We start from the raw sequence: 23,178 nt of genomic DNA on the forward strand, positions 1-23,178 counted from the left end.
GGGGTCCCTAAGCTCTGCGACGGCGAAAAGCACGATTATGGGCGAAAGCTCGGGATAGACAAAATCCTTTCAGCGACAAGGATGTACTCCTGTTTGAGGCTATGCTCGCAAGATGATCCTATTTCCAGATTTGTTGCAGTTACCCCACCGGTTGCACCACCCCGAAGTGCGCGACCTGGCGTGGGTCATCCTGGCGCCGCCGATGCTCGCCGACACGCCGTGGCCGCAGCGCCATCCGCTGGCCGGCAGCGACTGGGTACAGGCGCCGGATCGCCTGGAACACTGGCTGCGGCGCCTGGACCAGGACAGCTACGGTTTGCTGCACTGGTTGTCCCAGGCCCGCACCCGGCGCCTGGGCCTTTACTACGAGCGTCTCTGGCAATTTGCCGTCGAACACGCACCGGGCATCGAACTGATTGCCGCCAACATGCCGATCCGCCGTGAAGGCCACACCCTGGGCGAACTGGACATGCTGCTGCGCGATCGCGACGGCGTGCATCACCTGGAACTGGCGATCAAGCTCTATCTTGGCCCGCAGAATGGGGATGGACGCGACACCGCACAGTGGCTCGGACCCGGGTGCCACGATCGACTGGATCGCAAACTCACGCACCTGAGCCAGCATCAACTGCCGATTTCCGCCCGACCGGAGAGCCGCGAAGTCCTCGCGGCGCTGGATATCCGGCAATTCAGCGCACATTTGTGGCTGGGCGGCTACTTGCTGTATCCGTGGCCCGGCCCAGCGGTGCCTCCGGGCGGTGCCCATCCACAGCATCTGCGCGGTCGCTGGCTGCATCAGAAGGATTGGCCCGAATTTATCGGGCAAAGTCCACCCGGTCGCTGGCAACCCCTGCCCCGCCATGCCTGGCTGGCGCCGGCGCATTACCCTGCCGAACAGACCTGGAGTAACGGGCAATTGCAGGCGTGGTTGAGTGAGTTGTCGCCCGTAGCACCGGCGCAGTTGTTGGTGCGGTTGACGGAAAATGCCAATGGCGACTGGGAAGAAGCCGAGCGGTTGTTTCTGGTGGCGGATCTTTGGCCGAACGTGCCGGGCCAGGGTTGAGATTTTGTAGTGACTGGACCGGCCTCTTCGCGAGCAGGCTCGCTCCCACAATTGGAATGCATTTCCCTGTGGGAGCGAGCCTGCTCGCGAATGAGCCAACGCGGTTTAAAGAGATAACCGCAAAGCCAACGCCGCCAACGTCGCCAACAACACCGGCACCGTCAACACAATCCCGACCTTGAAGTAATACCCCCAGCCGATCCGGATACTCTTGCGCTCCAGTACATGCAACCACAACAGCGTCGCCAGGCTGCCGATCGGGGTGATTTTCGGCCCCAGGTCGCTGCCGATGACGTTGGCGTAGATCATTGCCTCCTTCACCATCCCCGTCGCCTGGCTGGCATCGATGGATAACAGGCCGATCAGCACCGTCGGCAAATTGTTCATGATCGAAGACAACAGCGCCGTCAGCACCCCGGTGCCCATGGCTGCGCCCCATACGCCATATTCGGCGAAACCGTTCAGCCACCCCGCCAGGAACCCGGTGAGCCCGGCGTTGCGCAAACCGTAGACCACCAGGTACATGCCCAACGAGAAGATCACGATCTGCCACGGCGCTTCTTTCATCACTTTGCGCGTGGAGATCTTGTGGCCGCGGGCAGCGATGGCCAGCAACAGGGCGGCACACACTGCCGAAATCGCGCTGATCGGAATGCCCAGCGGCTCCAGCGCAAAACAACCGAGCAACAGGATGACCAGCACCGCCCAACCAGCATAAAACGTCGCTTTGTCGTGGATGGCGGACGCCGGATGCGCCAGTTGCTCAGGGTCATAATCCCTTGGAATGTCACGACGGAAAAACCACATCAGCATGGCAAGCGTCGCGGCAACGCTCACCAGGTTGACCGGGATCATCACCGCCGCGTAGCGATTGAAACCGATGTCGAAGAAGTCCGCGGAAACGATGTTCACCAGGTTCGACACCACCAGCGGCAGGCTCGCGGTATCGGCGATGAAACCGGCGCCCATGACAAACGCCAGGGTCGCCGCCGGGGAAAAACGCAACGCCAGGAGCATGGAGATCACGATGGGCGTGAGAATCAGTGCCGCACCGTCGTTGGCGAACAACGCCGAGACCAGCGCCCCGAGCAGCACCATGTAAGCGAACAACTTGCGCCCGTTGCCTCGCCCCCAGCGGGCCACATGCAGCGCTGCCCAGGCAAACAGCCCGGCCTCGTCCAGCAACAGGCTGATGATGATCAGCGCGATAAAGGTGCCGGTGGCATTCCAGATGATCTGCCACACCACCGGAATGTCACCCAGGTGCACCACGCCGAAAATCAGCGCCAGCACCGCGCCGAACACCGCACTCCAGCCAACGCCGAGGCCTTTGGGTTGCCAGATCACCAGGGTAATGGTCAACAGGAAAATCAGTGACGCGACAAGCATTCAAGGCAGCCTTGGAACAAATGAGCAAACAGGATGACAGGCCGCCCAACCGACGTCACCTTCCGAAAAAAACAGAGCCCTGTAGGAGCGAGCTTGCTCGCGATGAACCCGAGAGCAACTCGCTTAACCAGAAAACACGCGTAATCGTTTACGACCATCGCGAGCAAGCTCGCTCCTACAGGTGCTGTTCGACCCATTTCGCGTAAGCGTCGATGAATTTTTGCAGAAACGGCCGGACCGACTCGGACGGATTGCCCGCCTCGTCGAACGCCGAGCCGGCGCCGCCCAGATAAGATTCAGGTTGCTGCATCATCGGTACATCGAGAAACACCATGGACTGGCGCAAGTGATGGTTTGCCCCAAATCCGCCAATCGCACCCGGCGAAGCACTGAATACCGCACCGGGTTTGCCGCTCCAGGCACTCTTGCCGTAAGGGCGTGAACCTACGTCAATGGCGTTCTTCATCGGGGCTGGCACCGAGCGGTTGTATTCCGGGGTGACGAACAGCACTGCGTCGGATGAACTCACTTGTTGTCGGAAAGTGCTGTAGGCTGCCGGCGGTGAATCGCCGTCAATGTCCTCGTTGTAGAGCGGCAGATCGCCGATCTCGACAATATTCAGCTTCAGGTTGGCCGGCGCCAGTTCCGCCAGCGCGAGGGCAACCTTGCGGTTGATCGATGCTTTGCGCAGGCTGCCGACCACTACGGCGACGGTATAGACATTGCTCATGGAAGACTCTCGATTGTCCGTGGGAGGAGCCAGTAGTTATAGATGATCAGGCGGCGGTTCACCCAGTGAACACAGGTATATCCGCGTCCTGATTATTTTTTTTACGCAGGAAAACTTACCGTGCTCGGTGGTGGTCTACACAGCCGCAAATCAAGCGTTTTATCTCCAGAGGTTCTAAGCAGATGGCAGCAGTACTCGTCGGTCAGTTCCATGCAAGAGACGCGGAAGGCCGCATTTATTCCGTGCATGAGTTCCAGGACTCCACACCGTCGGCAGACGGCGCGCCTGTCACCACGTACAAACTGGCAATTGGCGATCGCGTCAACAAACTCGATGACAACGAGTTTCAGTTGGTGCAAACGGGCGTAACCCTGACCCGTGAACCGGAATCGATTGTCGCTTCATAACTTGGCGTTATGAGCAGAAGTCATATGCTTGGACTTGGGTTAGGATTCAGTCACTGACTCCTTCACCTGCTGAACATGGACTTCACGCATGCGTTTACGCCATATCGAAGTGATCCAGGCACTCCTGCAGACCGGTCACCTGGGCACCGCCGCCGAATGGCTGCAATTGCCGGTGACCGAGGTCGAGCGCATTTTGCGCGAGGCCGAGGATCAGTTGGGTTTCATGCTGTTCTCCAGCGTACGCGGGCGTTTGCAGGCCACCCGCGAAGCGCGGGAGTTGCAGGTGGAAATTGCCCACGTCTACGATGCGCTCGAACCCGTGCAGCGCTTGGCCAACAGCCTGCGGCAATACCTGGCCCCGCCGCTGCGCATCATCTGCACCCCGCCCCTGGCCCAGCAATTGTTGCCGCAGAGCATCGCGGCCCTGCGTCGACGCTTGCCCGACGCGCCCTGCACTCTCCTGAGCCAACCCACCCGTGACATCGTCAGAAGCCTGTTGCTGCGTGAAAGCGATCTGGGCCTGAGCCTGCATGATCCCGATCGCGCCGAGATTCATTGCCAGGTGATCGCCCAAGGCAAGCTGCAACTGCTCGCCCCCCACGGCTGGTTGCAACCGAAACAGAAGTACATCTCGCTGCAGGATCTGGCCGGGCAAGCGATGGTCGGTCTCGAAGGCCATGATCCACTCAGCCCGGCCCTGGAGCACAAGCTGCACGCCCTGCGCCCGGCGCCGGTGATTCAGACCCGGGTCCAGACGCATCAGATGATGCGCAGCATGGTCGAGGCCGGAGAAGGCCTGGCCATCGTCGACCCCTTCACGGCCCTCGGCGCCAAATCCGCCGGCCTCGACGCCTGCCCACTGGCACCCGCGGTGCCGGTCAGCGTCTACGCCCTGACCCTGAAGAACGGCGAACCCTCGCCGGCCGTTCAGGCTCTGTTGGACATCATCACGGAACAAGCCGCGGCGATGCTGGGGAGCTGATCGGGTTTTCCAGCGGGTTATCGAACATTCGATACCAGAACAGCGCCACCTCGGCGGTATTGGGGTCGATGCCCCGATAGCGCAAATGATCGATGCCGCCGATCACATAGCCGCAACGCTCATACAAGCGGCACGCGCCGAGGTTATTGTTCTGGGTTTCCAGCATGATGCCCGGCAGTTTCTTCTTGCGACTCCAGAACTGCGCCACGTCCAGCAACGCCTTGGCCACGCCGTGGCGTCGCGCCGGGGCATGCACCGCCAGTTCGTCGATATGGGCGAAACCATTCCAGTTGGTACTGATCACCAGGTGCCCCACCGGCTCGTCATCGAGGAAGGCCATGAAGATTGCACTGTCGGCGGCGTCGCGAAAACTGCTGAACTCTTCAGGATCGATGCCATAACATTTGCGATAAGGCGTAATCGGTGTGACCGACCATTCTTCCACCGACCGGCTTATTTCCGGCGCACCGTAGGCAGCCACTTCAAAACTGAAATCACTGCCCCAGATGTAGGCGGCAAAGCCGTCGTCGGCGACGCGCACCGACAACCCCGGGTGATTTGGATTCATGACAGGTTGCATACTCGCAAAGGTCCTCATTCCTTGATGCAATCGACGGTGTAATGCCGTCCATTGCCCTCATCTTCGTGTTGCAAGCCGTGCACATCGGCGACGAACCCCGGAAAACTGCTGTCGAACGTGCGGGCAAACGCCAGGTAGTCGATGATCGAACGGGTCGACTCGGTAAAGCGTTCACCGGGCATGATCAACGGAATGCCCGGCGGGTAAGGCACCAGCATCACGGCGGCGATGCGCCCATCCAGCGCATCGATCGACACCGCCTCGACTTCGCCACGCACCAATTGATCATAGGCATCAGCCGGCTTCATCGCGACTTCCGGCAGCACCGTGTACATGCGCTTGAGATGTTTGGCCGTGGCATTGCTGCGATAGCAGCTGTGCAACTGGTTGCACAGGTCGCGAAGGCCCATGCCCTGATAGCGCGCGACATTTTGTTGCGCCACGCACGGCAGGCAGGTCGCCAGACTGACGTTGGCATCGTAACTGCGCTTGAACTCCAGCAGCTCGGTGAGCAGCGTGCTCCATTTGCCCTTGGTGATGCCCATGGAGAACAGCACCAGGAACGAATACAACCCGGTCTTTTCCACCACCAGCCCGCGCTCCCAGAGGAATTTGCTGACGACCGCCGCCGGAATCCCGCGCTCGCTGAGTGCGCCGCCCGCGGTCAGGCCCGGCATCACTAGCGTGACCTTGATCGGGTCAAGCAATACGTAATCGTCGGTCACGTCGCCAAAGCCGTGCCAGTCAGCCGTCGGTTGCAGCAGCCAGTCCTCGGTCGCAATCTGGTCGATGCCCTCTTCCGAAGGCGGCTGCCAGATGGAAAACCACCAGTCGTCCGCTGCGATGTGCTGTCGCAAATTGGCCAGCGCCCGGCGAAAGCTCAGGGCTTCGTCGAACATTTCCTGCAACAGCGAACGCCCGGCCCCACCCTCCATCATCGCCGAAGCGACATCCAGCGAAGCGATGATGCCGTATTGCGGCGAGGTGGAGATGTGCATCATGAACGCCTCGTTGAAGCGATCACGGTCAAGCTGCCGGGCACCGCCGTCCTGTACGTGAATCATCGACGCCTGACTGAACGCCGCCAGCAGCTTGTGAGTGGAATGGGTGGTGAACACCAGCGGACCGTCATGGCTGCGCGAGGTGCCCATGCCATAACGTCCGGCGAAAAACTCGTGGAAGGCCGCGTAGGCGTACCAGGCCTCGTCGAAGTGCAGCACCTCGACACTGTTGCCCAATTGCTGCTTGATCAGTTCGGCGTTGTAGCAGAGGCCGTCGTAGGTCGAATTGGTCACCACCGCCAGTTTGACCTTGGGCGCCCGGCCCTTGGTCAGCGGGCTGGCGTCGATCTTGGCCCGAATCGATTGCGGACTGAACTCGCTCAACGGAATCGGGCCGATGATCCCCAGCTCATTGCGCTCCGGGCACAGGTACAAAGGGATGGCGCCGGTCATGATGATCGAGTGCAGCACTGATTTGTGGCAGTTGCGGTCCACCAATACCAGGTCATCGCGGGCCACCATGGAGTGCCAGACGATCTTGTTGGCGGTCGAGGTGCCGTTGATCACGAAGAAGGTGTGATCGGCGCCGAAGTTGCGCGCAGCCCTGGCCTCGGCCTCGGCCAGCGGCCCGGTGTGATCCAGCAGCGAACCGAGCTCGGGCACCGAGACCGACAAATCCGAACGCAGGGTGTTTTCACCGAAGAACTGATGAAACGCCTGCCCCACCGGACTCTTGTGATACGCCACGCCCCCGCCGTGACCGGGGGTGTGCCAGGAATAATTGGAATCGGCGGTGTGCTGCACCAACGCCTTGAAGAACGGCGGCAGCAGTCCATCCAGGTACTTGCGCGCCGCCCGTGCCACCTGCCGCGCGAGAAATGGCACGGTATCTTCGAACAGGTAGAGAATCCCGCGCAGTTGATTGAGCTCGGCCATGGCGTCGGCGGGCGCATTTTCCAGGGTCACTTGCTCGCCCAGGGCGAAGATCGGCAAATCCGGCGCGCGTACCCGCGCCAGTCCGATCAGTTCAGCCATATTTTGTAATAAATGCGAGTGGGCGCTGGCGTCTTCCGCCGCGATCAACATGCACGAGAGGCCGTGATGCGTCGAAGCAACCAGGCGCCCTTCGGCGTAATCCATCGCCGAGACGATGCTGAAACCTTCCTGCTCCAGCTCCCGGGCGATGCCCCGCACACGATCGCCGGCGACGGTATCGGCCTTGATGTCGCGATGGACGATCAGCACCGGGAATTTCAGATCTTTATACATGAGGCTCAGTGTCCTGAGGCGGCAGGCCAGAGCCTGCCAATCACCTCAGGGTAGAGGGTTGAAGCGGATGTGGCGAGTGCGATGCACTGAAGCGGGTCAGTCGCCGCACCATGCCAGAGCAAAAAAAAGCAATTTGGTACGAACCTTTGTGGCGAGGAAGCTTGCTCCCGCTCGGCTGCGAAGCAGTCGTAAATCCGACCAGCTCGGTTTGGCTGAAGGAGCGCTTGGGGGCTGCTTCGCACCCCAACGGGAGCAAGTTCCCTCGCCACAAAAAGCGCTTTTGCCTTACATCTGCAAATTACGCCTGCGCTTCAGCCTCGGCCAATTGCAACCACAACGCCGGCCCACCCGCCGACTTGCTGATGATCTCCAGACGCGCCGCGTGCCGGGCCAGGTCGTCTTCACTGGCGTGAATGATACGGGTCCGTTTGCGGTCGGCCGGCAGGCGACGAATTTCAGTGGCCGAGTTGTCCGCGCCCTCACCGGAACCGTTGCCATCGGAGGCATTACCGGCCAGGGACAGGCTGGTCTGGCCGCCGGTCATGGTCAGGTAAACGTCGGCAAGGATCTCGGAGTCGAGCAAGGCGCCGTGCAGTTCACGACCGGAGTTGTCGACGCCATAGCGTTTGCACAGGGCGTCGAGGCTGTTGCGCTGCCCCGGGTGACGCTCCCGGGCCATCATCAGGGTGTCGAGGATCGAGCAGTGTTGCGTGATGTCCGCACGGTCGTGCTGACCCATCAAGGCAAATTCGTTGTTGATGAAGCCAACGTCGAACGCCGCGTTGTGGATGATCAGCTGCGCGCCTTTGATGAACTCGAAGAATTCTTCAGCCACCTCGGCAAAACGCGGTTTGCCCACCAGGAACTCGTTGGTGATGCCGTGGACGCCGATGGCGCCTTCGTCACTTTCGCGGTCCGGTTGCAGGTAAACGTGAAAATGCCGGCCGGTCAGGCGCCGACCGATCAACTCGACACAACCGATTTCGATAATCCGGTGGCCGTCGGTCACCGGCATGCCGGTGGTTTCGGTATCGAGTACAACGGATCTGGTGGCCATCAGTGCTCAGCTCTCAACGGGTCATTCTTGCAAAAGCGGCGATGTTAACACGCTCGCCGGGGTCTTTCAGATAGACCGTGTGCACCCATTCGCGAGCAGGCTCGCTCCCACAGTTGATCTCCAGTGAACACAACTTTGTGTCCACTCCAGATTCCATGTGGGAGCGAGCCTGCTCGCGAAGACCGCAACTCGGTCGTTCAGGCCTGCTTGAACCCGCGCACTTCATCCACGCCCCGGTTGGCCAGTTGGTCGGCGCGCTCGTTGCCGTGGTGGCCGATGTGCCCGCGCACCCATTTCCAGGTGACGTTGTGGCGGTTGACCTGTTCGTCGAGCATCTTCCACAGGTCGGCGTTTTTCACCGGTTCTTTCGCGGCGGTTTTCCAGCCGCGTTTCTTCCAGTTGGCCATCCATTCATTGATGCCTTTCATCACGTACTGGGAGTCGGTCACCAGCAGCACGTCGCAGGGACGCTTGAGCTCTTCCAGGCCACGGATCGCGCCCATCAGCTCCATGCGGTTGTTGGTGGTGTTGGCTTCGCCGCCCCAGAGTTCCTTTTCAACGCCCTTGCACACCAGCAACGCCCCCCAGCCGCCAGGACCGGGGTTGCCTTTGCAGGCGCCATCGGTGAACAGTTCTACGCTATCGCTCATGCCAATCTATCCAGAAAATGCGGTGGCTCGCCGATGGGTGATCGACAACGCCCGAGACCGGGGGCAACCCCGGCCGGAAAAATAAAGTAGGTATTACGGCTCGATGCGGCGGCGGTTGACCTTGGCCATCGGCAATGGAATAAGCTTGCCCATCGGTTCGCGGCGTTCCTGACGGACCGGCCGCAGGCCCACCACGATCTTGCGCGCCACCAATAAATAGAAGCCGCCACCGGACAATTGCCAATCACCGGCCTTGCGCTCCCAGCCGGCAAGACGGGTCTGCCAGGCGGGCGAAGCAAGCGGCGGACGATAGCACCCGAAGCGGCGTTTCTCCAGCGCGAAGCCCAGCAGATTCAGCCAGTCGGCCACCCGCGACGGAGAAATGCAGCGCGCCTTGCGCAAGGCATCGTGAGCAAACACATGACGCAGGCCCCAGCTGCTCCAGGGGTTGATCCCGATGATGAGCAGATGACCGCCCGGCCGCACGCTGCTCGCCGCTTCCCGCAACAAACCATGTGGCGACAGGCAGAAATCCAGCCCGTGCTGCAACACCACCACATCGGCGGCATGCTCGCTCAACGGCCAGGCTTGTTCCTCGCAGACTATTTCGACCCCCGGCAACGGCGCACCCAGGCGCACATTGCGCTGCACCTGCGGCGCCGACGGTGGCGTCTGGGCCGAGGGACCGTAATGCACCAGGTAACCGCCGAAGAAACGGCCCAGCTCTTCTTCGAGCATCAGCCGCTCTTCATCCAGCAAAAACTGTCCGAGTGGACCGGACAGCCACTCACGGGCGGCGCTGATCAACGCCAGCCAGTCAGGATCGGCCTGAGCGAACGCTTTATCGGTCATTGCATTCTCCAACGCGCCAGGAAGTTCTAAGATGCGCCATTGTTTTCCGCTTGGCGAATCCGACGATGATACAGATCAGTGCCCTGCCCGCCTTTACCGACAACTACATCTGGTTGTTACAAGACCCCAGCACCCGGCGCTGCGCGGTGGTCGACCCGGGCGATGCCGCGCCGGTTCAGGCCTGGCTCACGGCTAATCCGGGCTGGGTGTTGAGCGATATTCTGATCACTCACCATCATCATGACCATGTCGGCGGCGTCGACCAGTTGAAGAAAGCGACGGACGCCAACGTCTACGGTCCGGCCAGCGAAAGCATCCCGGGGCGCGACATCGCGCTCAAGGATAACGATCGCGTCAATGTGCTGGGCCATGACTTCGAGATCATTGCCGTCCCCGGTCATACCCTGGGGCACATCGCCTATTATCACCCCGGCCTGCTGTTCTGTGGCGATACCCTTTTCGCGGCGGGTTGCGGACGCCTGTTCGAAGGCACGCCTCAACAAATGTACACCTCGCTGTCGCGCCTTGCCGCGCTTCCCGAAGACACCAAGGTGTACTGCACCCATGAATACACCCTGAGCAATCTGCGCTTCGCCGCGGCCGTCGAACCAGGCAATCCGGACACCCTCGAACGCCTGGGCAGTGTCACCCGTCAACGGGAAGCGGGGATCATCACGCTGCCTTCGACGATAGCCCTGGAAAAGCGCACAAATCCGTTTTTACGTGCCGGAGAAACATCCGTTAAAGAAAAAGCGGACGAACGGACCGGCACCGATAACTCTGCGCCCGATATGGTTTTTGCGACACTGAGGGCTTGGAAAGACACGTTCTAAACAGCTTGCACGATGGTACGAAAACCATGAATGGTTGACCGTTAGGGGTGCGCTTTCTAGAATCGCCCGACATTTTTGCCCGGAACTTACTTCCAGCCAATGTCGTCATCTATTCGCAAAGCCATCAATTCGGACGCTCTGACCCGCCTGGCGCAAGCCATAGCGGTGGCTGTGTCCGCGACATTGGCGGGCTGTTCCAGCCATGCGCCGCAGACCGATGCGACGCATGCTCCGAATATTGCCGCGCGTGCCAAGCAGAAGCCCATCTGGATCAGCGAAAAGCCGAGCCCGCAGATCCCGCAGGATGTCTGGGAGCGCATGCGCCAGGGCTTCCAGCTGCAGGACGGCTTGGGCGTCAACCCGCGCATCGAGCAACAGCGCCTGTGGTTCGCCAGCAATCCATCGTTCCTCGAAAACGCCGGCGAACGCGGCAGTCTCTACATTCATTACATCGTCGAACGTCTTGAAGAACGCAACATGCCGCTGGAACTGGCATTGCTGCCAGTGATTGAAAGCGCCTACAACCCGATGGCCTACTCCCGGGCCAATGCGGTTGGCTTGTGGCAATTCATTCCATCCACCGGACGTTACTTCAACCTGCGTCAGACCCGCTTCTATGATGGCCGTCGCGATATCACCGCTTCGACCACCGCCGCAATGGACTACCTGACCCGTCTGCACGACATGTTCAACGGCGACTGGCTGTTGGCCCTGGCCGCTTACAACGCCGGTGAAGGCACGGTCAGCCGGGCCATCGAGCGCAACGAAAAGCTCGGCCTGCCGACCGACTACTGGAACCTGCCGCTGCCCGCCGAAACCCAGGCCTATGTGCCGAAGCTGCTGGCCTTGTCGCAAGTGGTACTGGCGCCTGACGCCTACGGCGTGAACCTCAACCCGATCGCCAACGAACCGTATTTCCAGGTCGTCGAAATCAACCAGCGCATGGACCTGTCCAAGGTCGCGGCGGTGGCCAACATCGACGAAGACGAACTGTTCCAGCTCAACCCGGCCTTCAAGCAACGCACCACCATCGACGGCCCCCAGCATTTGCTGGTGCCAACCTCCAAGGCACAACTGCTGACCACCAGCCTGCAGACCATGCGTCCTGAAGAGTTGATCAGCAAGAAGCAGCTCAAGCCGGTCTTCGACGGCGCGGACGAGACCCAGGTGGCCGTTGCCAAACGCAACTACCGGGTCAAGCGCGGCGACAACCTGGGCTCCATCGCCAAGGCCAACAATGTCGACGTCAAGGACCTGCAGCGCTGGAACAAGCTGAGCGGCAAGAACCTCAAGCCCGGCCAGACGCTGGTTATGCAGGACACCAGCAAACGCGGTAAGGGGCGCATCAACACCGTGGTTGCGGCCAACGCCAAAACCAGGGGCGATGCCAAAAAGCCACAGACCCAATACAAGGTCAAGCAAGGCGACTCGCTGTACATCGTGGCCAAGCGCTTCAACGTTGAAATGCAGCACCTCAAGCGCTGGAACCCGAAAATGGGTCAGGCGCTGAAGCCGGGGCAGATGCTGACGGTTTCCAATCCGCACTAAAAAAACGAGCCCCTGATTATCAGGGGCTTTTTTTTGTTTTTGCGGCATCGAAAGACTTTGTGGCGAGGGAGCTTGCTCCCGTTGGGCTGCGCAGCAGCCCCAAACCCTGCCCCCTGGATAATTCTGACATACCGCGTGCACAGGGTTTACGACGGCTTCGCCGCCGCGCGGGAGCAAGCTCCCTCGCCACAGGATGGGCGCAAGCAGAACTGTCTCGTCCGCAATTAACAGCGCATTAACCCCCCGTCTTTTTCCTGTCCATACAAGCTGTTACTGTACGAGCCACAAAGCCCAAGCCGCCTGGATCGGATTCACTACTTGAAGCGTCCCCTCCTCTCGCTCCTGATCAGCCTGGCCTTGAGCTCCACCGCAAGCGCGACGATCAGCGAAAGTCATGGTTATGCGCAGTTCGGCACGCTCAAGTACCCGGCCAGATTCACCCACTTCGATTGGGTCAACCCGCAAGCGCCCAAGGGCGGTACGTTGCGGGTGATGGCGTTTGGCACGTTCGATACGCTCAACCCTTATACCTTCAAGGGCACCAGCCCGGTTGCCACGCCGAATTTCCTGCAATATGGCATCAACGAGCTCAACGAGCCGCTGATGGTCGGTACCGGCCAGTACGCCCCCTCCGGGGACGAACCGACCTCCAGTTATGGCCTGATCGCCCAATCGGTGGAATACAGCGAGGACCGCAGCTGGGTGGTGTTCAATCTGCGCCCCGAAGCACGCTTTCACGATGGCACGCCGATCACCGCCTACGACGTGGCGTTCTCCTACCGCCTGCTGCTCAAGGAAGGTCATCCGCAATACCGCACCAACCTGCAGGAAGTGTTGCGGGTCGATATCCTCAATCCCCGGCGCATTCGTTTCGTCTTCAAGCGTGCCGGCAATCCCTTGCTGATCCTGCGCCTGGGTGAGTTGCCGGTGCTGCCGCAGCATTACTGGAAAGATCGCGACTTCAAGGCCACCACCTTCGAACCGCCGCTGGGCAGCGGGCCGTACCGCATTACCTCGGTCACGCCGGGGCGGCAGATCGTGTTCGAACGGGTCAAGGACTACTGGGGCAAAGACCTGCCGGTCAATCGCGGCAAGTACAATGTCGATCGGATGCAAGTCGAGTTCTACCGCGACAGTGACGTGGCGTTCGAAGCGTTCAAGGCCGGTGAGTTCGACATCTATATCGAGCATCAGGCGAAGAATTGGGCCACCGGCTACAACTTTCCGGCGATACGTCGTGGCGATGTGATCAAGGCGCAGATCCCGCACCAGATCCCGACCCAGACTCAAGGGCTGTTCATGAACGGCCGGCGCCCCACCCTGTCCGAAACCAAGGTCCGTGAGGCGCTGGGGCTGATGTTCGACTTCGAGTGGACTAACCGCACGCTGTTCAGCGGTGCCTACAATCGCGCCATGAGCTACTACCCCAACAGTGAATTTTCTGCCACGGGTCTGCCGGTCGGCCATGAATGGCTGTTGCTCAAGCCCTGGCGCGAGCAGTTGCCCGCCAGATTGTTCAGCGAACCGTTCAGTCTTCCGCAGACTCAGGGCCGCGGCATTCCCCGAGACACCATGCGCCAGGCACTGAGCCTGCTCGCCGAGTCCGGCTGGAAGCTCAACGGCCAGCGCTTGCAGAACGCCGCCGGGCAGCCGTTGCGCCTGGAAATCCTGCTGGTCAATCCGAACCTGGAACGCATCCTTCAGCCCTACGTCGAGAACCTCGCCAGCATCGGCATCGACGCACGGCTGCGCACGGTCGATCGCGCCCAGTACAAACAGCGCCTGGATCAGTTCGATTTCGACATGATCCTGATGACCCTCAACCAGACCCTCAGCCCCGGTCTGGAACAGTGGCAGTACTTCCATTCCAGTCAGGTCGGGGTCAAGGGCAGCAAGAACTACGCCGGCATCGCCAACCCGGTGGTCGATCATCTGCTCGATCAATTGCTCGCGGCCAAGACCCGCGATGAGCAAGTCGCCGCCGGCAAGGCGCTCGACCGGGTGCTGCTCTGGCAGCACTACATCATTCCCAACTGGTACCTCAATTATCACCGCCTGGCTTACCGCAACCGGTTCGCCTTCGTCAGCACGCCGCCCTACACCCTGGGCCTGAGTGCGTGGTGGCTGAAATCTTCGGAGAAAGATCGATGAAACCCATCAGCGCCCTGCTGTTGCAGGCCAGCGCCCTGTTGTTCGCAGGGTGGGCCTGTGCCGCCCCGCAACATGCCCTGACCCTGTACAACGAGCCGCCGAAATACCCGGCCGACTTCAAACACTTCGAGTACGTCAACCCGGACGCGCCCAAGGGCGGCATCTTCCGCCAGGCCGGTTTCGGCGGTTTCGACAGCCTCAACCCCTTCATCAGCAAAGGGGTATCGGCCAACGACATCGACCTGATCTACGACACCCTGGCCAGGCAGAGCCTGGATGAACCCTTTACCGAATATGGCCTGATCGCCGGCAAGATCGAAAAAGCCCCGAACAACGACTGGGTGCGTTTCTACCTGCGGCCCGAAGCCCGTTTCAATGACGGCCATCCGGTGCGGGCCGAGGATGTAGTGTTCAGCTTCCAGACCCTGATCAAGGATGGCGCACCGATGTACCGCGGCTACTACAACGACGTCGAAGACGTGGTCGCCGAAGATCCGCTGACCGTGCTGTTCAAGTTCAAGCACAGCAATAACCGCGAGCTGCCGTTGATCCTCGGCCAATTGCCGGTACTGCCCAAGCACTGGTGGGCCACTCGCGATTTCAACAAAGGCAACCTGGAAATTCCGCTGGGCAGCGGCCCGTACAAGGTCACCGAGGTCAAGGCCGGGCGTTCGGTACGCTACGAGCGGGTCAAGGATTATTGGGGCAAGGACCTGCCGATCAACCGCGGGCTCTACAACTTCGATGTCATGACCACCGACTACTACCGCGACAACACCGTGGCGCTGGAAGGCCTCAAGGCCGGGCAATTCGATTACTGGCTGGAGATGACCGCGAAGAACTGGGCCAACGCCTACAACATTCCAGCCGTCACCGAAGGCCGCCTGATCAAGGAACAGATCCCCAACGGCAACCCCACCGGCATGCAAGGCTTCGTGTTCAACCTGCGCCGCCCGGTGTTCCAGGACGTGCGCGTGCGCCAGGCACTGACCCTGTTGCTGGACTTCGAATGGACCAACAAGCAGTTGTTCAACGGCGCTTACGCGCGCACCCGCAGTTACTTCGAGAATTCGGAAATGGCCGCCACCGGCCTGCCGGATGCCGATCAGCTGGCGATCCTCGACCCGTTTCGCAGCAAACTGCCGCCACAGGTGTTTTGCGAGGCCTTTGAGAACCCGACCACCGATGGCAGCGGCATGATCCGCACCCAGCAACGCCAGGCCTATCAACTGCTGCAAGAGGCCGGCTGGCGCATCGTCGATGACAAGATGGTCGACGCCACCGGCAAACCGGTGAGCATCGAATTTTTGCTCGCCCAGACCGAATTCGAACGCGTATTGCTGCCGTTCAAGCGCAACCTGAGCGACCTGGGCATCGAACTGGTGATCCGCCGGGTCGATGTCTCGCAATACGTCAACCGCGTGCGCTCGCGGGACTTCGACATGATCGTCGGCAGCTTCCCGCAGTCCAACTCGCCGGGCAACGAACAGCGCGAATTCTGGATGACCGCGGCTGCCGACAAACCCGGCAGCCGTAACTCCATGGGCCTCAAGGATCCCGTGGTGGACCAGTTGGTCGAGCAATTGATCAATGCCGATTCGCGCAAAAGCCTGGTGGCTCATGCACGCGCACTGGACCGGGTGCTGCAATGGGGCTATTACGTGATTCCCAACTGGCACATCAAGACCTGGCGTGTGGCTTACTGGAACCACATCGGTCACCCTAAGGTCTCCCCCAAATATGACATCGGCACCGCCACCTGGTGGGTCAAGCCCGATGCCAAACCGGCCATAGAGATCGAAACCAAATTGCAAGCCGACCCTGCGGGCACGGAGTAATCAGATGCTGGCGTATATTTTTCGGCGACTGTTGCTGATCATTCCGACCTTGTTCGGTATTTTGCTGATCAACTTTGTGATCATCCAGGCCGCTCCCGGCGGGCCGGTGGAGCAGATGATCGCCAAGCTCGAAGGCTTCGAAGGCGCCACCAGCCGTATCGCCGGTGGCGGCGCGGAGGTGTCGGTGGCCGGTTCCGCCTATCGTGGTGCCCAGGGCCTGGACCCGGCGCTGATCAAGGAAATCGAACACATGTACGGCTTCGACAAATCGGCGCCGGAACGCCTGTGGATCATGGTCAAGAACTACGCCACCCTGGATTTCGGCGACAGTTTCTTCCGCGATGCCAAGGTCATCGACCTGATCAAGGAAAAGCTGCCGGTGTCGATCTCCCTCGGGCTGTGGAGCACCCTGATCATGTACCTGGTGTCGATCCCCCTGGGGATCGCCAAGGCCACTCGGCACGGCAGTCACTTCGACGTCTGGACCAGCTCGTTGATCATCGTCGGCTACGCGATCCCGGCGTTTCTGTTCGCCATCCTGCTGATCGTGGTATTTGCCGGTGGCAGTTACCTGGACTGGTTCCCGCTACGCGGGCTCACATCGAACAACTTCGATGAACTGAGCATGAGCGGCAAGGTACTCGACTACTTCTGGCACCTGGCGCTGCCGGTGACCGCCCTGGTGATCGGCAACTTTGCGACCATGACCCTGCTGACCAAGAACAGCTTCCTCGACGAAATCAACAAGCAGTACGTGGTCACCGCCAAGGCCAAGGGCCTGACCAATCAGCGTGTGCTGTACGGCCATGTGTTCCGCAACGCCATGCTGCTGGTGATCGCCGGTTTCCCGTCGGCCTTCATCGGGATCTTCTTCACCGGTTCGTTGCTGGTGGAGGTGATCTTCTCCCTCGACGGCCTCGGCCTGATGAGCTTCGAAGCGGCGATCAATCGCGACTACCCGGTGGTCTTCGGCACGCTGTTCATCTTCACCCTGCTGGGGTTGGTGGTGAAGTTGATCGGCGACCTCACCTACACCTTTGTCGATCCGCGCATCGACTTCGAAAGCCGGGAGCAGTGAGATGAACCTGTCCCCTCTCAATCGCCGCCGCTTCGAGCTGTTCAAGGCCAACAAGCGCGGCTGGTGGTCGCTGTGGCTGTTCCTGATCCTGTTCGGCGCCAGCCTCGGCGCCGAGTTGATCGCCAACGACAAACCGCTGGTGGTGCACTACGACGATGGCTGGTATTTCCCGGCGCTCAAGCGTTACCCGGAAACCACCTTCGGCGGTGAGTTCCCGCTGGAAGCCAACTACAAGAGCCCATACATCCGCGAACTGCTCAAGGCCAAGGATGCCTGGGTGCTGTGGGCGCCGATTCCGTTCAGCTATCAGAGCATCAACTACGACCTGAAAGTCCCGGCTCCCGCGCCACCGTCGGCGGACAATCTGCTGGGCACCGATGACCAGGGCCGCGACGTGCTGGCCCGGGTGATCTACGGCTTTCGCGTGTCGGTGCTGTTCGCCCTGACGCTGACCATCCTCAGCTCGATTGTCGGGGTGATTGCCGGTGCCTTGCAGGGTTTCTACGGCGGCTGGGTCGACCTGGCCGGACAGCGCTTCCTGGAGATCTGGTCCGGGCTGCCGGTGCTGTACCTGCTGATCATCCTTGCCAGCTTCGTGCAGCCGAATTTCTGGTGGCTACTGGGGATCATGCTGCTGTTTTCCTGGATGAGCCTGGTGGACGTGGTCCGCGCCGAGTTCCTGCGCGGGCGCAACCTGGAATACGTGCGTGCGGCCCGGGCGCTGGGCATGCAGAATGGCGCGATCATGTTCCGCCACATTCTGCCCAACGCGATGGTCTCGACCATGACCTTCATGCCGTTCATCCTGACCGGCGCCATCGGCACCCTGACCGCCCTGGATTTCCTCGGCTTCGGCCTGCCGGCGGGCAGCCCGTCGCTGGGTGAGCTGGTGGCCCAGGGTAAATCCAACTTGCAGGCGCCGTGGCTGGGCATGAGCGCATTTGCCGTGCTGGCACTGATGTTGAGCCTGCTGGTGTTCATCGGCGAGTCCGCTCGCGATGCCTTCGACCCGAGGAAGTGAAATGAATCAGGACAATCTGATCGAAGTGCGCGACCTCGCCGTCGAATTCGTCGTTGGCGAGCACTGCCAGCGCGTTGTAGAGAATGTCAGCTTCGATATCAAGCGCGGCGAAACCCTGGCGCTGGTGGGCGAAAGCGGCTCCGGCAAATCGGTGACCGCCCACTCGATCCTGCGCCTGCTGCCCTACCCGCTCGCCCGCCATCCATCGGGCACCATCGAGTATTCCGGGCAAAACCTGCTGGACCTGAAAGAAAAAACCATCCGCCACATCCGCGGTAACCGGATCGCGATGATCTTCCAGGAGCCGATGACCTCGCTCAATCCGTTGCACTCGATCGAGAAGCAGATCAACGAGGTGCTGGGCATCCACAAAGGCCTGGTCGGCAAAGTGGCGACCAAACGCACCCTCGAACTGCTGGAAATGGTCGGCATTCCAGAACCTGAGAAGCGCCTTAAAGCCCTGCCCCACGAATTGTCCGGCGGTCAGCGCCAGCGGGTGATGATCGCCATGGCCCTGGCCAACGAGCCGGAATTGCTGATTGCCGATGAGCCGACCACCGCGCTGGACGTGACCGTTCAGCTGAAAATCCTCGAATTGCTCAAGGAATTACAGGCTCGCCTGGGCATGGCGCTGTTACTGATCAGTCACGATTTGAACCTTGTGCGAAGAATTGCGCATCGCGTATGTGTCATGCAGCGCGGTTGCATCGTCGAACAGGCATCGTGCGAAGAGTTGTTCCGCGCGCCGCAGCATCCGTACACTCGGATCCTGCTGGCAGCGGAGCCCAGCGGGACGCCGGCGACCAACGTGATCGGCCCGCCCTTGCTGGCGGTCGAAGACCTGAAAGTCTGGTTCCCGATCAAGAAAGGCCTGCTCAAGCGCACGGTGGATTACGTCAAGGCGGTGGACGGCATCAATTTCAGCCTGCCCCAGGGACAGACCCTGGGCATCGTGGGCGAAAGCGGTTCCGGCAAATCGACGCTGGGCCTGGCGATTCTGCGGTTGATCGGCAGCCAAGGCGCCATCCGTTTTGAAGGCAAGCAGCTAGACTGCCTGACGCAGCAACAAGTCAGGCCGCTGCGGCGGGAGATGCAGGTGGTGTTTCAGGACCCGTTCGGCAGCCTGAGCCCACGGATGTGCGTGAGCCAGATCGTTGGCGAAGGCTTGCGGATCCACAAGATCGGCACCGAGGCGGAACAGGAACAAGCGATTATTGCGGCACTCAAGGAGGTAGGTCTGGACCCGGATACCCGGCACCGCTACCCCCACGAATTTTCCGGTGGGCAACGGCAGAGAATCGCCATTGCCCGGGCATTAGTGCTAAAACCGGCGTTGATTCTGCTGGACGAGCCGACTTCGGCCCTCGACCGCACCGTGCAACGCCAAGTGGTGGAGCTGCTGCGTTCACTGCAAACCAAGTACAACCTGACGTATCTGTTTATCAGCCATGACCTGGCTGTCGTCAAGGCGCTGAGCCACCAGCTGATGGTGGTCAAGCATGGCCAAGTGGTCGAACAGGGAGACGCGCAAAGTATTTTTGCCGACCCCCAACATCCGTATACACAGCAGTTGCTGGAAGCCGCCTTCCTGGTTCCAGACACTGCGCAATAACCTGAAAGAGAGGAGCAACACATGGGTTTTCTCGCCGGTAAGCGCGTACTGATCGTCGGTGTCGCCAGCAAGCTGTCCATCGCATCCGGCATCGCTGCCGCCATGCATCGCGAGGGCGCTGAGCTTGCCTTCACTTATCAGAACGACAAACTCAAGGGTCGTGTCGAAGAGTTCGCACAAGGCTGGGGTTCGAGCCCTGAGCTGTGCTTCCCGTGCGACGTGGCCAGCGATGAAGAAATCGCCAAGGTCTTCGAAGAACTGAGCAAGAAGTGGGACGGCCTGGACTGCATCGTGCACTCCGTGGGCTTCGCCCCGGGCGACCAACTGGACGGCGACTTCACCGAAGCCACCACCCGTGACGGTTTCCGCATCGCCCACGACATCAGCGCCTACAGCTTCGTGGCCCTGGCCAAGGCCGGTCGCGAAATGATGAAAGGCCGCAACGGCAGCCTGCTGACCCTGTCGTACCTGGGCGCCGAGCGCACCATGCCGAACTACAACGTGATGGGCATGGCCAAGGCTTCCCTGGAAGCGGGCGTTCGTTACCTGGCCGGCTCCCTGGGCCCGGACGGTACTCGCGTCAACTGCGTATCGGCTGGCCCGATCCGCACCCTCGCCGCTTCCGGCATCAAGAACTTCCGCAAGATGCTGGCCGCCAACGAAGCGCAAACCCCGCTGCGTCGCAACGTCACCATCGAAGAAGTCGGCAACGCCGGTGCATTCCTGTGCTCCGACCTGGCGTCCGGCATCAGCGGCGAAATCATGTACGTGGACGGTGGCTTCAACACCACGGCCATGGGCAATATCGAAGAGTGATCTTCGGTTAGCCATCAAAAAACCCGCCTGTTTTGGCGGGTTTTTTGTGCCTGCGATTCCGCGCACAACATGGCCCCTTGTGGGAGCGAGCCTGCTCGCGAAGGCGGTGTGCCAGCCAACATCAAAACTGAATGTCAGTCCGCTTTCGCGAGCAGGCTCGCTCCCACAGGGTTATTCGGTGTTCAGGCATTTCGCGAACAACTGCTGGATCGGTTGCATCCGCTGGCTGTAGCGCTGCAACAGGACGATTTCGCGGTAGAAGGTCAACTCGCCCAAGCGAATTACCCTGACCTTCGCCCCATGCTCCAGCCACAACCCCGCCTCCGGCAACAGCGAAACCCCCAACCCGCATTCGACCATTTTCACAATGGCTTCCAGCTCATCCAGTTCCAGTGCGACCTGCACATCGATCTGCCGCTCCCGCAGAAATCGCGTCACCAGGCGCCCGCCGAACGAGTTGCGGTCGTAGCGCACATGGGGATGTTCGGCGAGCAGCGTGAGCGGGTCATCGCCTTCAAGGTCCATCGGCGCGATCAGCACGAACGGTTCGCGGCGGATCACTTGCGCCGACAGTTCCTTGGGCAGGTCGAACGGCGGCTTGATCAGGATCGCCAGGTCCACCTCTCCCGTGTCCACCTGGCTCAACAGGTTCAGGGAAACGCCCGGCACCAGTTTCGGCTCCAGGCGCGGCGCCTGCTGGCGCAATCGCAACAATGCCTGGGGCAGCAATCCGGTCTGCACCGTGGCCACGGCGCCGATCTTCAATTCGCCACGGTACTCGCTGACGTCATCACTGACTGCCATGCGATTGAAGATTTCCAACATCTGCCTGGCCATCGGCAACGCGCGCTGGCCCGCCGCATTGAGCAGCGCCTGACGCCCGGTGCGATCGAACAGACGAATGCCGAGGGCCTGTTCCAGATTGCGGATCTGCGCGCTGACCGCCGATTGCGTCAGGCCGATGTGCATGCCCGCGGCGGCGAACGTGCCATGGCGCGCCACGGCGATAAAGGTTTTCAGTTCTCGAAGCATGGCGGCCACCGATTGATCGAAATAATTTGAGCTCGATGCAAAAACTATCGTCTTTCAATCGAAAAGCACAGGACTAAACTCTGCCTGAACTCCCCATGCAAGCGAGGCAAGCCTGATGCAACTGTCCCCTTTTCACCTGGCCATTCCCGTGTATGACCTGGCGGCTGCGCGGCACTTCTATGGCAGCGTATTTGGCCTCGAAGAAGGTCGTTCGAGCGATCATTGGGTCGACTTCAACTTTTTCGGCCATCAACTGGTCATCCACCTGGCGCCGAAAAACGCCTCGCAGGAAGCGGCCCATACCAACGCCGTCGACGGTCATGACGTACCGGTGCCGCATTTCGGCGTGGTGCTGGGGATGGCGCAATGGGAGGCACTGGCCGAGCGGCTGAAGGCATTGCAGACGCGCTTCGTGATCGAGCCGGGGATTCGTTTTCAAGGGCTGGTGGGCGAACAGGCGACGATGTTTCTGTTCGATCCGTGCGGCAATGCACTGGAGTTCAAGGCGTTCAAGGATATTGGGCAGTTGTTTGCCAAGTGACGGAATGCGTTGCCACTAAGGCCGCCTTCGCGAGCAGGCTCGCTCCCACCTTTGATCGAGTTTAAATGCGATCAACTGTGGGAGCGAGCCTGCTCGCGAAGAGGCCCGCAAATACAACGTCACTCTACTTGCCTATCACTCTTTCAGCCTCTTCCAACAGCTCTTCAGCCGTTCCATGAACCGCCGGGTCATGCTCGATCTGCCCGATACTGAAGCGTATGTCATACCCGCGATGCGCCGTGGCATTGCGTTCATCGAGCATTTCTTCGAGCCGCGCCTTGATTGCATGGGTGTCCACCGAGGCGGACCCCGTCAGCAAGGCAACGAAGGTGGCACCGTCCAGCCGCCCGATCACATCGCTTTCACGAAAACCTATACGCAGTACATCGGCGAAGGTTTTCAGCGCGTTGTCACCCTCGGTGCGACCGAACAGGTAGTTGATGCGTTTGAATTCATCGAGATTGAAGAACAGCAACGTCGCCGGTCGGCCCAGTTGCCCGCAGGCGTCCAGTCCCAGTTGGGCCAGCGCCAGGAAACCGTGCCGGTTGGGCAGCAGCGTCAACTCATCCATGCTCGCCATCTGTACCCCGATCAGCTCTTGCTCCGCCTTGCGGGCGAGATCGCGCAGTAGCTCACGCTCCTGCTGCGGCGTCCCTGCACGCTTACTGGATTTGTGCGGTTTGCCTGAGATCAGCATCACATACTCCATGGGTGGGTATGCTCTTTAG

At 60.6% G+C, this 23,178-nt stretch carries 21 protein-coding genes; 12 read left to right on the plus strand and 9 right to left on the minus strand.

Features of this window, described 5'->3' with window-relative positions; all coding sequences use genetic code 11:
- Positions 1–112: 112 nt before the first annotated feature.
- A complete protein-coding gene (locus CKW21_RS16080) occupies positions 113–1,063 on the plus strand; it encodes a DUF1853 family protein (protein WP_095194935.1) in 951 nt (316 codons plus the stop codon).
- 105 nt (positions 1,064–1,168) lie between these two features.
- Here the strand turns inward: CKW21_RS16080 and CKW21_RS16085 are convergent, their stop codons facing one another.
- Complete coding sequence (locus CKW21_RS16085) at positions 1,169–2,452, minus strand: arsenic transporter (protein ID WP_095194936.1); 1,284 nt, start codon at positions 2,450–2,452, stop codon at positions 1,169–1,171.
- A 175-nt stretch (positions 2,453–2,627) separates the two neighbouring features.
- Positions 2,628–3,182, minus strand: coding sequence for an NADPH-dependent FMN reductase (locus CKW21_RS16095; RefSeq protein ID WP_095194938.1), 555 nt, complete (start codon positions 3,180–3,182; stop codon positions 2,628–2,630).
- A gap of 182 nt (positions 3,183–3,364) precedes the next feature.
- Between CKW21_RS16095 and CKW21_RS16100 the strand changes: the two genes are divergently transcribed.
- Together CKW21_RS16100 and CKW21_RS16105 are read left to right on the plus strand one after the other, a co-directional pair.
- Positions 3,365–3,589, plus strand: a complete 225-nt coding sequence (locus tag CKW21_RS16100) for a hypothetical protein (RefSeq protein WP_095194939.1) — start codon at positions 3,365–3,367, stop codon at positions 3,587–3,589.
- An 88-nt stretch (positions 3,590–3,677) separates the two neighbouring features.
- On the plus strand, positions 3,678–4,571 hold the full coding sequence (locus tag CKW21_RS16105; RefSeq protein ID WP_095194940.1) for a LysR substrate-binding domain-containing protein: 894 nt from the start codon (positions 3,678–3,680) through the stop codon (positions 4,569–4,571).
- Here CKW21_RS16105 and CKW21_RS16110 read toward each other — a convergent pair.
- The 5 genes from CKW21_RS16110 to CKW21_RS16130 all read right to left on the minus strand — a co-directional run bounded on the left by CKW21_RS16110 (position 4,537) and on the right by CKW21_RS16130 (position 9,980).
- Positions 4,537–5,151 (minus strand): GNAT family N-acetyltransferase, encoded by a 615-nt coding sequence (locus CKW21_RS16110; RefSeq protein WP_095194941.1) that lies wholly within the window; start codon positions 5,149–5,151, stop codon positions 4,537–4,539. The genes CKW21_RS16105 and CKW21_RS16110 overlap by 35 nt on opposite strands.
- A 14-nt stretch (positions 5,152–5,165) precedes the next feature.
- Positions 5,166–7,421: an Orn/Lys/Arg decarboxylase N-terminal domain-containing protein gene (locus tag CKW21_RS16115; protein WP_095194942.1), complete on the minus strand. Its 2,256-nt coding sequence runs from the start codon at positions 7,419–7,421 to the stop codon at positions 5,166–5,168.
- 298 nt (positions 7,422–7,719) lie between these two features.
- Positions 7,720–8,478, minus strand: coding sequence for a DNA polymerase III subunit epsilon (gene dnaQ / locus CKW21_RS16120; RefSeq protein ID WP_095194943.1), 759 nt, complete (start codon positions 8,476–8,478; stop codon positions 7,720–7,722).
- Positions 8,479–8,675: 197 nt separating this feature from the next.
- On the minus strand, positions 8,676–9,128 hold the full coding sequence (gene rnhA / locus CKW21_RS16125; RefSeq protein WP_095194944.1) for a ribonuclease HI: 453 nt from the start codon (positions 9,126–9,128) through the stop codon (positions 8,676–8,678).
- Between the two features lie 93 nt (positions 9,129–9,221).
- Positions 9,222–9,980: a methyltransferase domain-containing protein gene (locus tag CKW21_RS16130; RefSeq protein ID WP_095194945.1), complete on the minus strand. Its 759-nt coding sequence runs from the start codon at positions 9,978–9,980 to the stop codon at positions 9,222–9,224.
- A gap of 65 nt (positions 9,981–10,045) precedes the next feature.
- Here CKW21_RS16130 and gloB point away from each other — a divergent pair, with 65 nt between their 5' ends.
- From gloB to fabI, 8 genes are all read left to right on the plus strand, one after another.
- Positions 10,046–10,813, plus strand: a complete 768-nt coding sequence (gloB, locus tag CKW21_RS16135) for a hydroxyacylglutathione hydrolase (protein WP_095194946.1) — start codon at positions 10,046–10,048, stop codon at positions 10,811–10,813.
- Between the two features lie 99 nt (positions 10,814–10,912).
- Positions 10,913–12,361 (plus strand): transglycosylase SLT domain-containing protein, encoded by a 1,449-nt coding sequence (locus CKW21_RS16140; protein WP_095194947.1) that lies wholly within the window; start codon positions 10,913–10,915, stop codon positions 12,359–12,361.
- Between the two features lie 342 nt (positions 12,362–12,703).
- Positions 12,704–14,512: an extracellular solute-binding protein gene (locus CKW21_RS16145; protein WP_371917527.1), complete on the plus strand. Its 1,809-nt coding sequence runs from the start codon at positions 12,704–12,706 to the stop codon at positions 14,510–14,512.
- Positions 14,509–16,350 (plus strand): extracellular solute-binding protein, encoded by a 1,842-nt coding sequence (locus CKW21_RS16150; protein WP_095194949.1) that lies wholly within the window; start codon positions 14,509–14,511, stop codon positions 16,348–16,350. Before CKW21_RS16145 ends, CKW21_RS16150 begins: the two co-directional genes overlap by 4 nt.
- A gap of 4 nt (positions 16,351–16,354) precedes the next feature.
- Positions 16,355–17,428 (plus strand): microcin C ABC transporter permease YejB, encoded by a 1,074-nt coding sequence (locus tag CKW21_RS16155; protein WP_095194950.1) that lies wholly within the window; start codon positions 16,355–16,357, stop codon positions 17,426–17,428.
- Between the two features lies 1 nt (position 17,429).
- The gene (locus CKW21_RS16160; RefSeq protein WP_095194951.1) at positions 17,430–18,449 is read left to right on the plus strand and encodes an ABC transporter permease; all 1,020 of its coding nucleotides are present in this window, start codon (positions 17,430–17,432) and stop codon (positions 18,447–18,449) included.
- Position 18,450: 1 nt separating this feature from the next.
- Positions 18,451–20,061 (plus strand): ABC transporter ATP-binding protein, encoded by a 1,611-nt coding sequence (locus CKW21_RS16165; protein WP_095194952.1) that lies wholly within the window; start codon positions 18,451–18,453, stop codon positions 20,059–20,061.
- A gap of 21 nt (positions 20,062–20,082) precedes the next feature.
- Positions 20,083–20,877, plus strand: a complete 795-nt coding sequence (gene fabI / locus CKW21_RS16170) for an enoyl-ACP reductase FabI (RefSeq protein ID WP_007956947.1) — start codon at positions 20,083–20,085, stop codon at positions 20,875–20,877.
- 171 nt (positions 20,878–21,048) lie between these two features.
- On the opposite strand, the gene CKW21_RS16175 is transcribed toward fabI, so the two are convergent.
- On the minus strand, positions 21,049–21,909 hold the full coding sequence (locus CKW21_RS16175; RefSeq protein ID WP_095194953.1) for a LysR family transcriptional regulator: 861 nt from the start codon (positions 21,907–21,909) through the stop codon (positions 21,049–21,051).
- A gap of 115 nt (positions 21,910–22,024) precedes the next feature.
- Between CKW21_RS16175 and CKW21_RS16180 the strand changes: the two genes are divergently transcribed.
- Entirely contained in the window at positions 22,025–22,450 is a 426-nt protein-coding gene (locus CKW21_RS16180; RefSeq protein WP_095194954.1) for a VOC family protein, read from the plus strand.
- A 124-nt stretch (positions 22,451–22,574) separates the two neighbouring features.
- On the opposite strand, the gene CKW21_RS16185 is transcribed toward CKW21_RS16180, so the two are convergent.
- On the minus strand, positions 22,575–23,147 hold the full coding sequence (locus CKW21_RS16185; RefSeq protein WP_095194955.1) for a GGDEF domain-containing protein: 573 nt from the start codon (positions 23,145–23,147) through the stop codon (positions 22,575–22,577).
- Positions 23,148–23,178 lie beyond the last annotated feature (31 nt).

It is taken from the genome of Pseudomonas sp. Irchel 3A7 (assembly GCF_900187565.1).
Lineage (GTDB): Bacteria > Pseudomonadota > Gammaproteobacteria > Pseudomonadales > Pseudomonadaceae > Aquipseudomonas.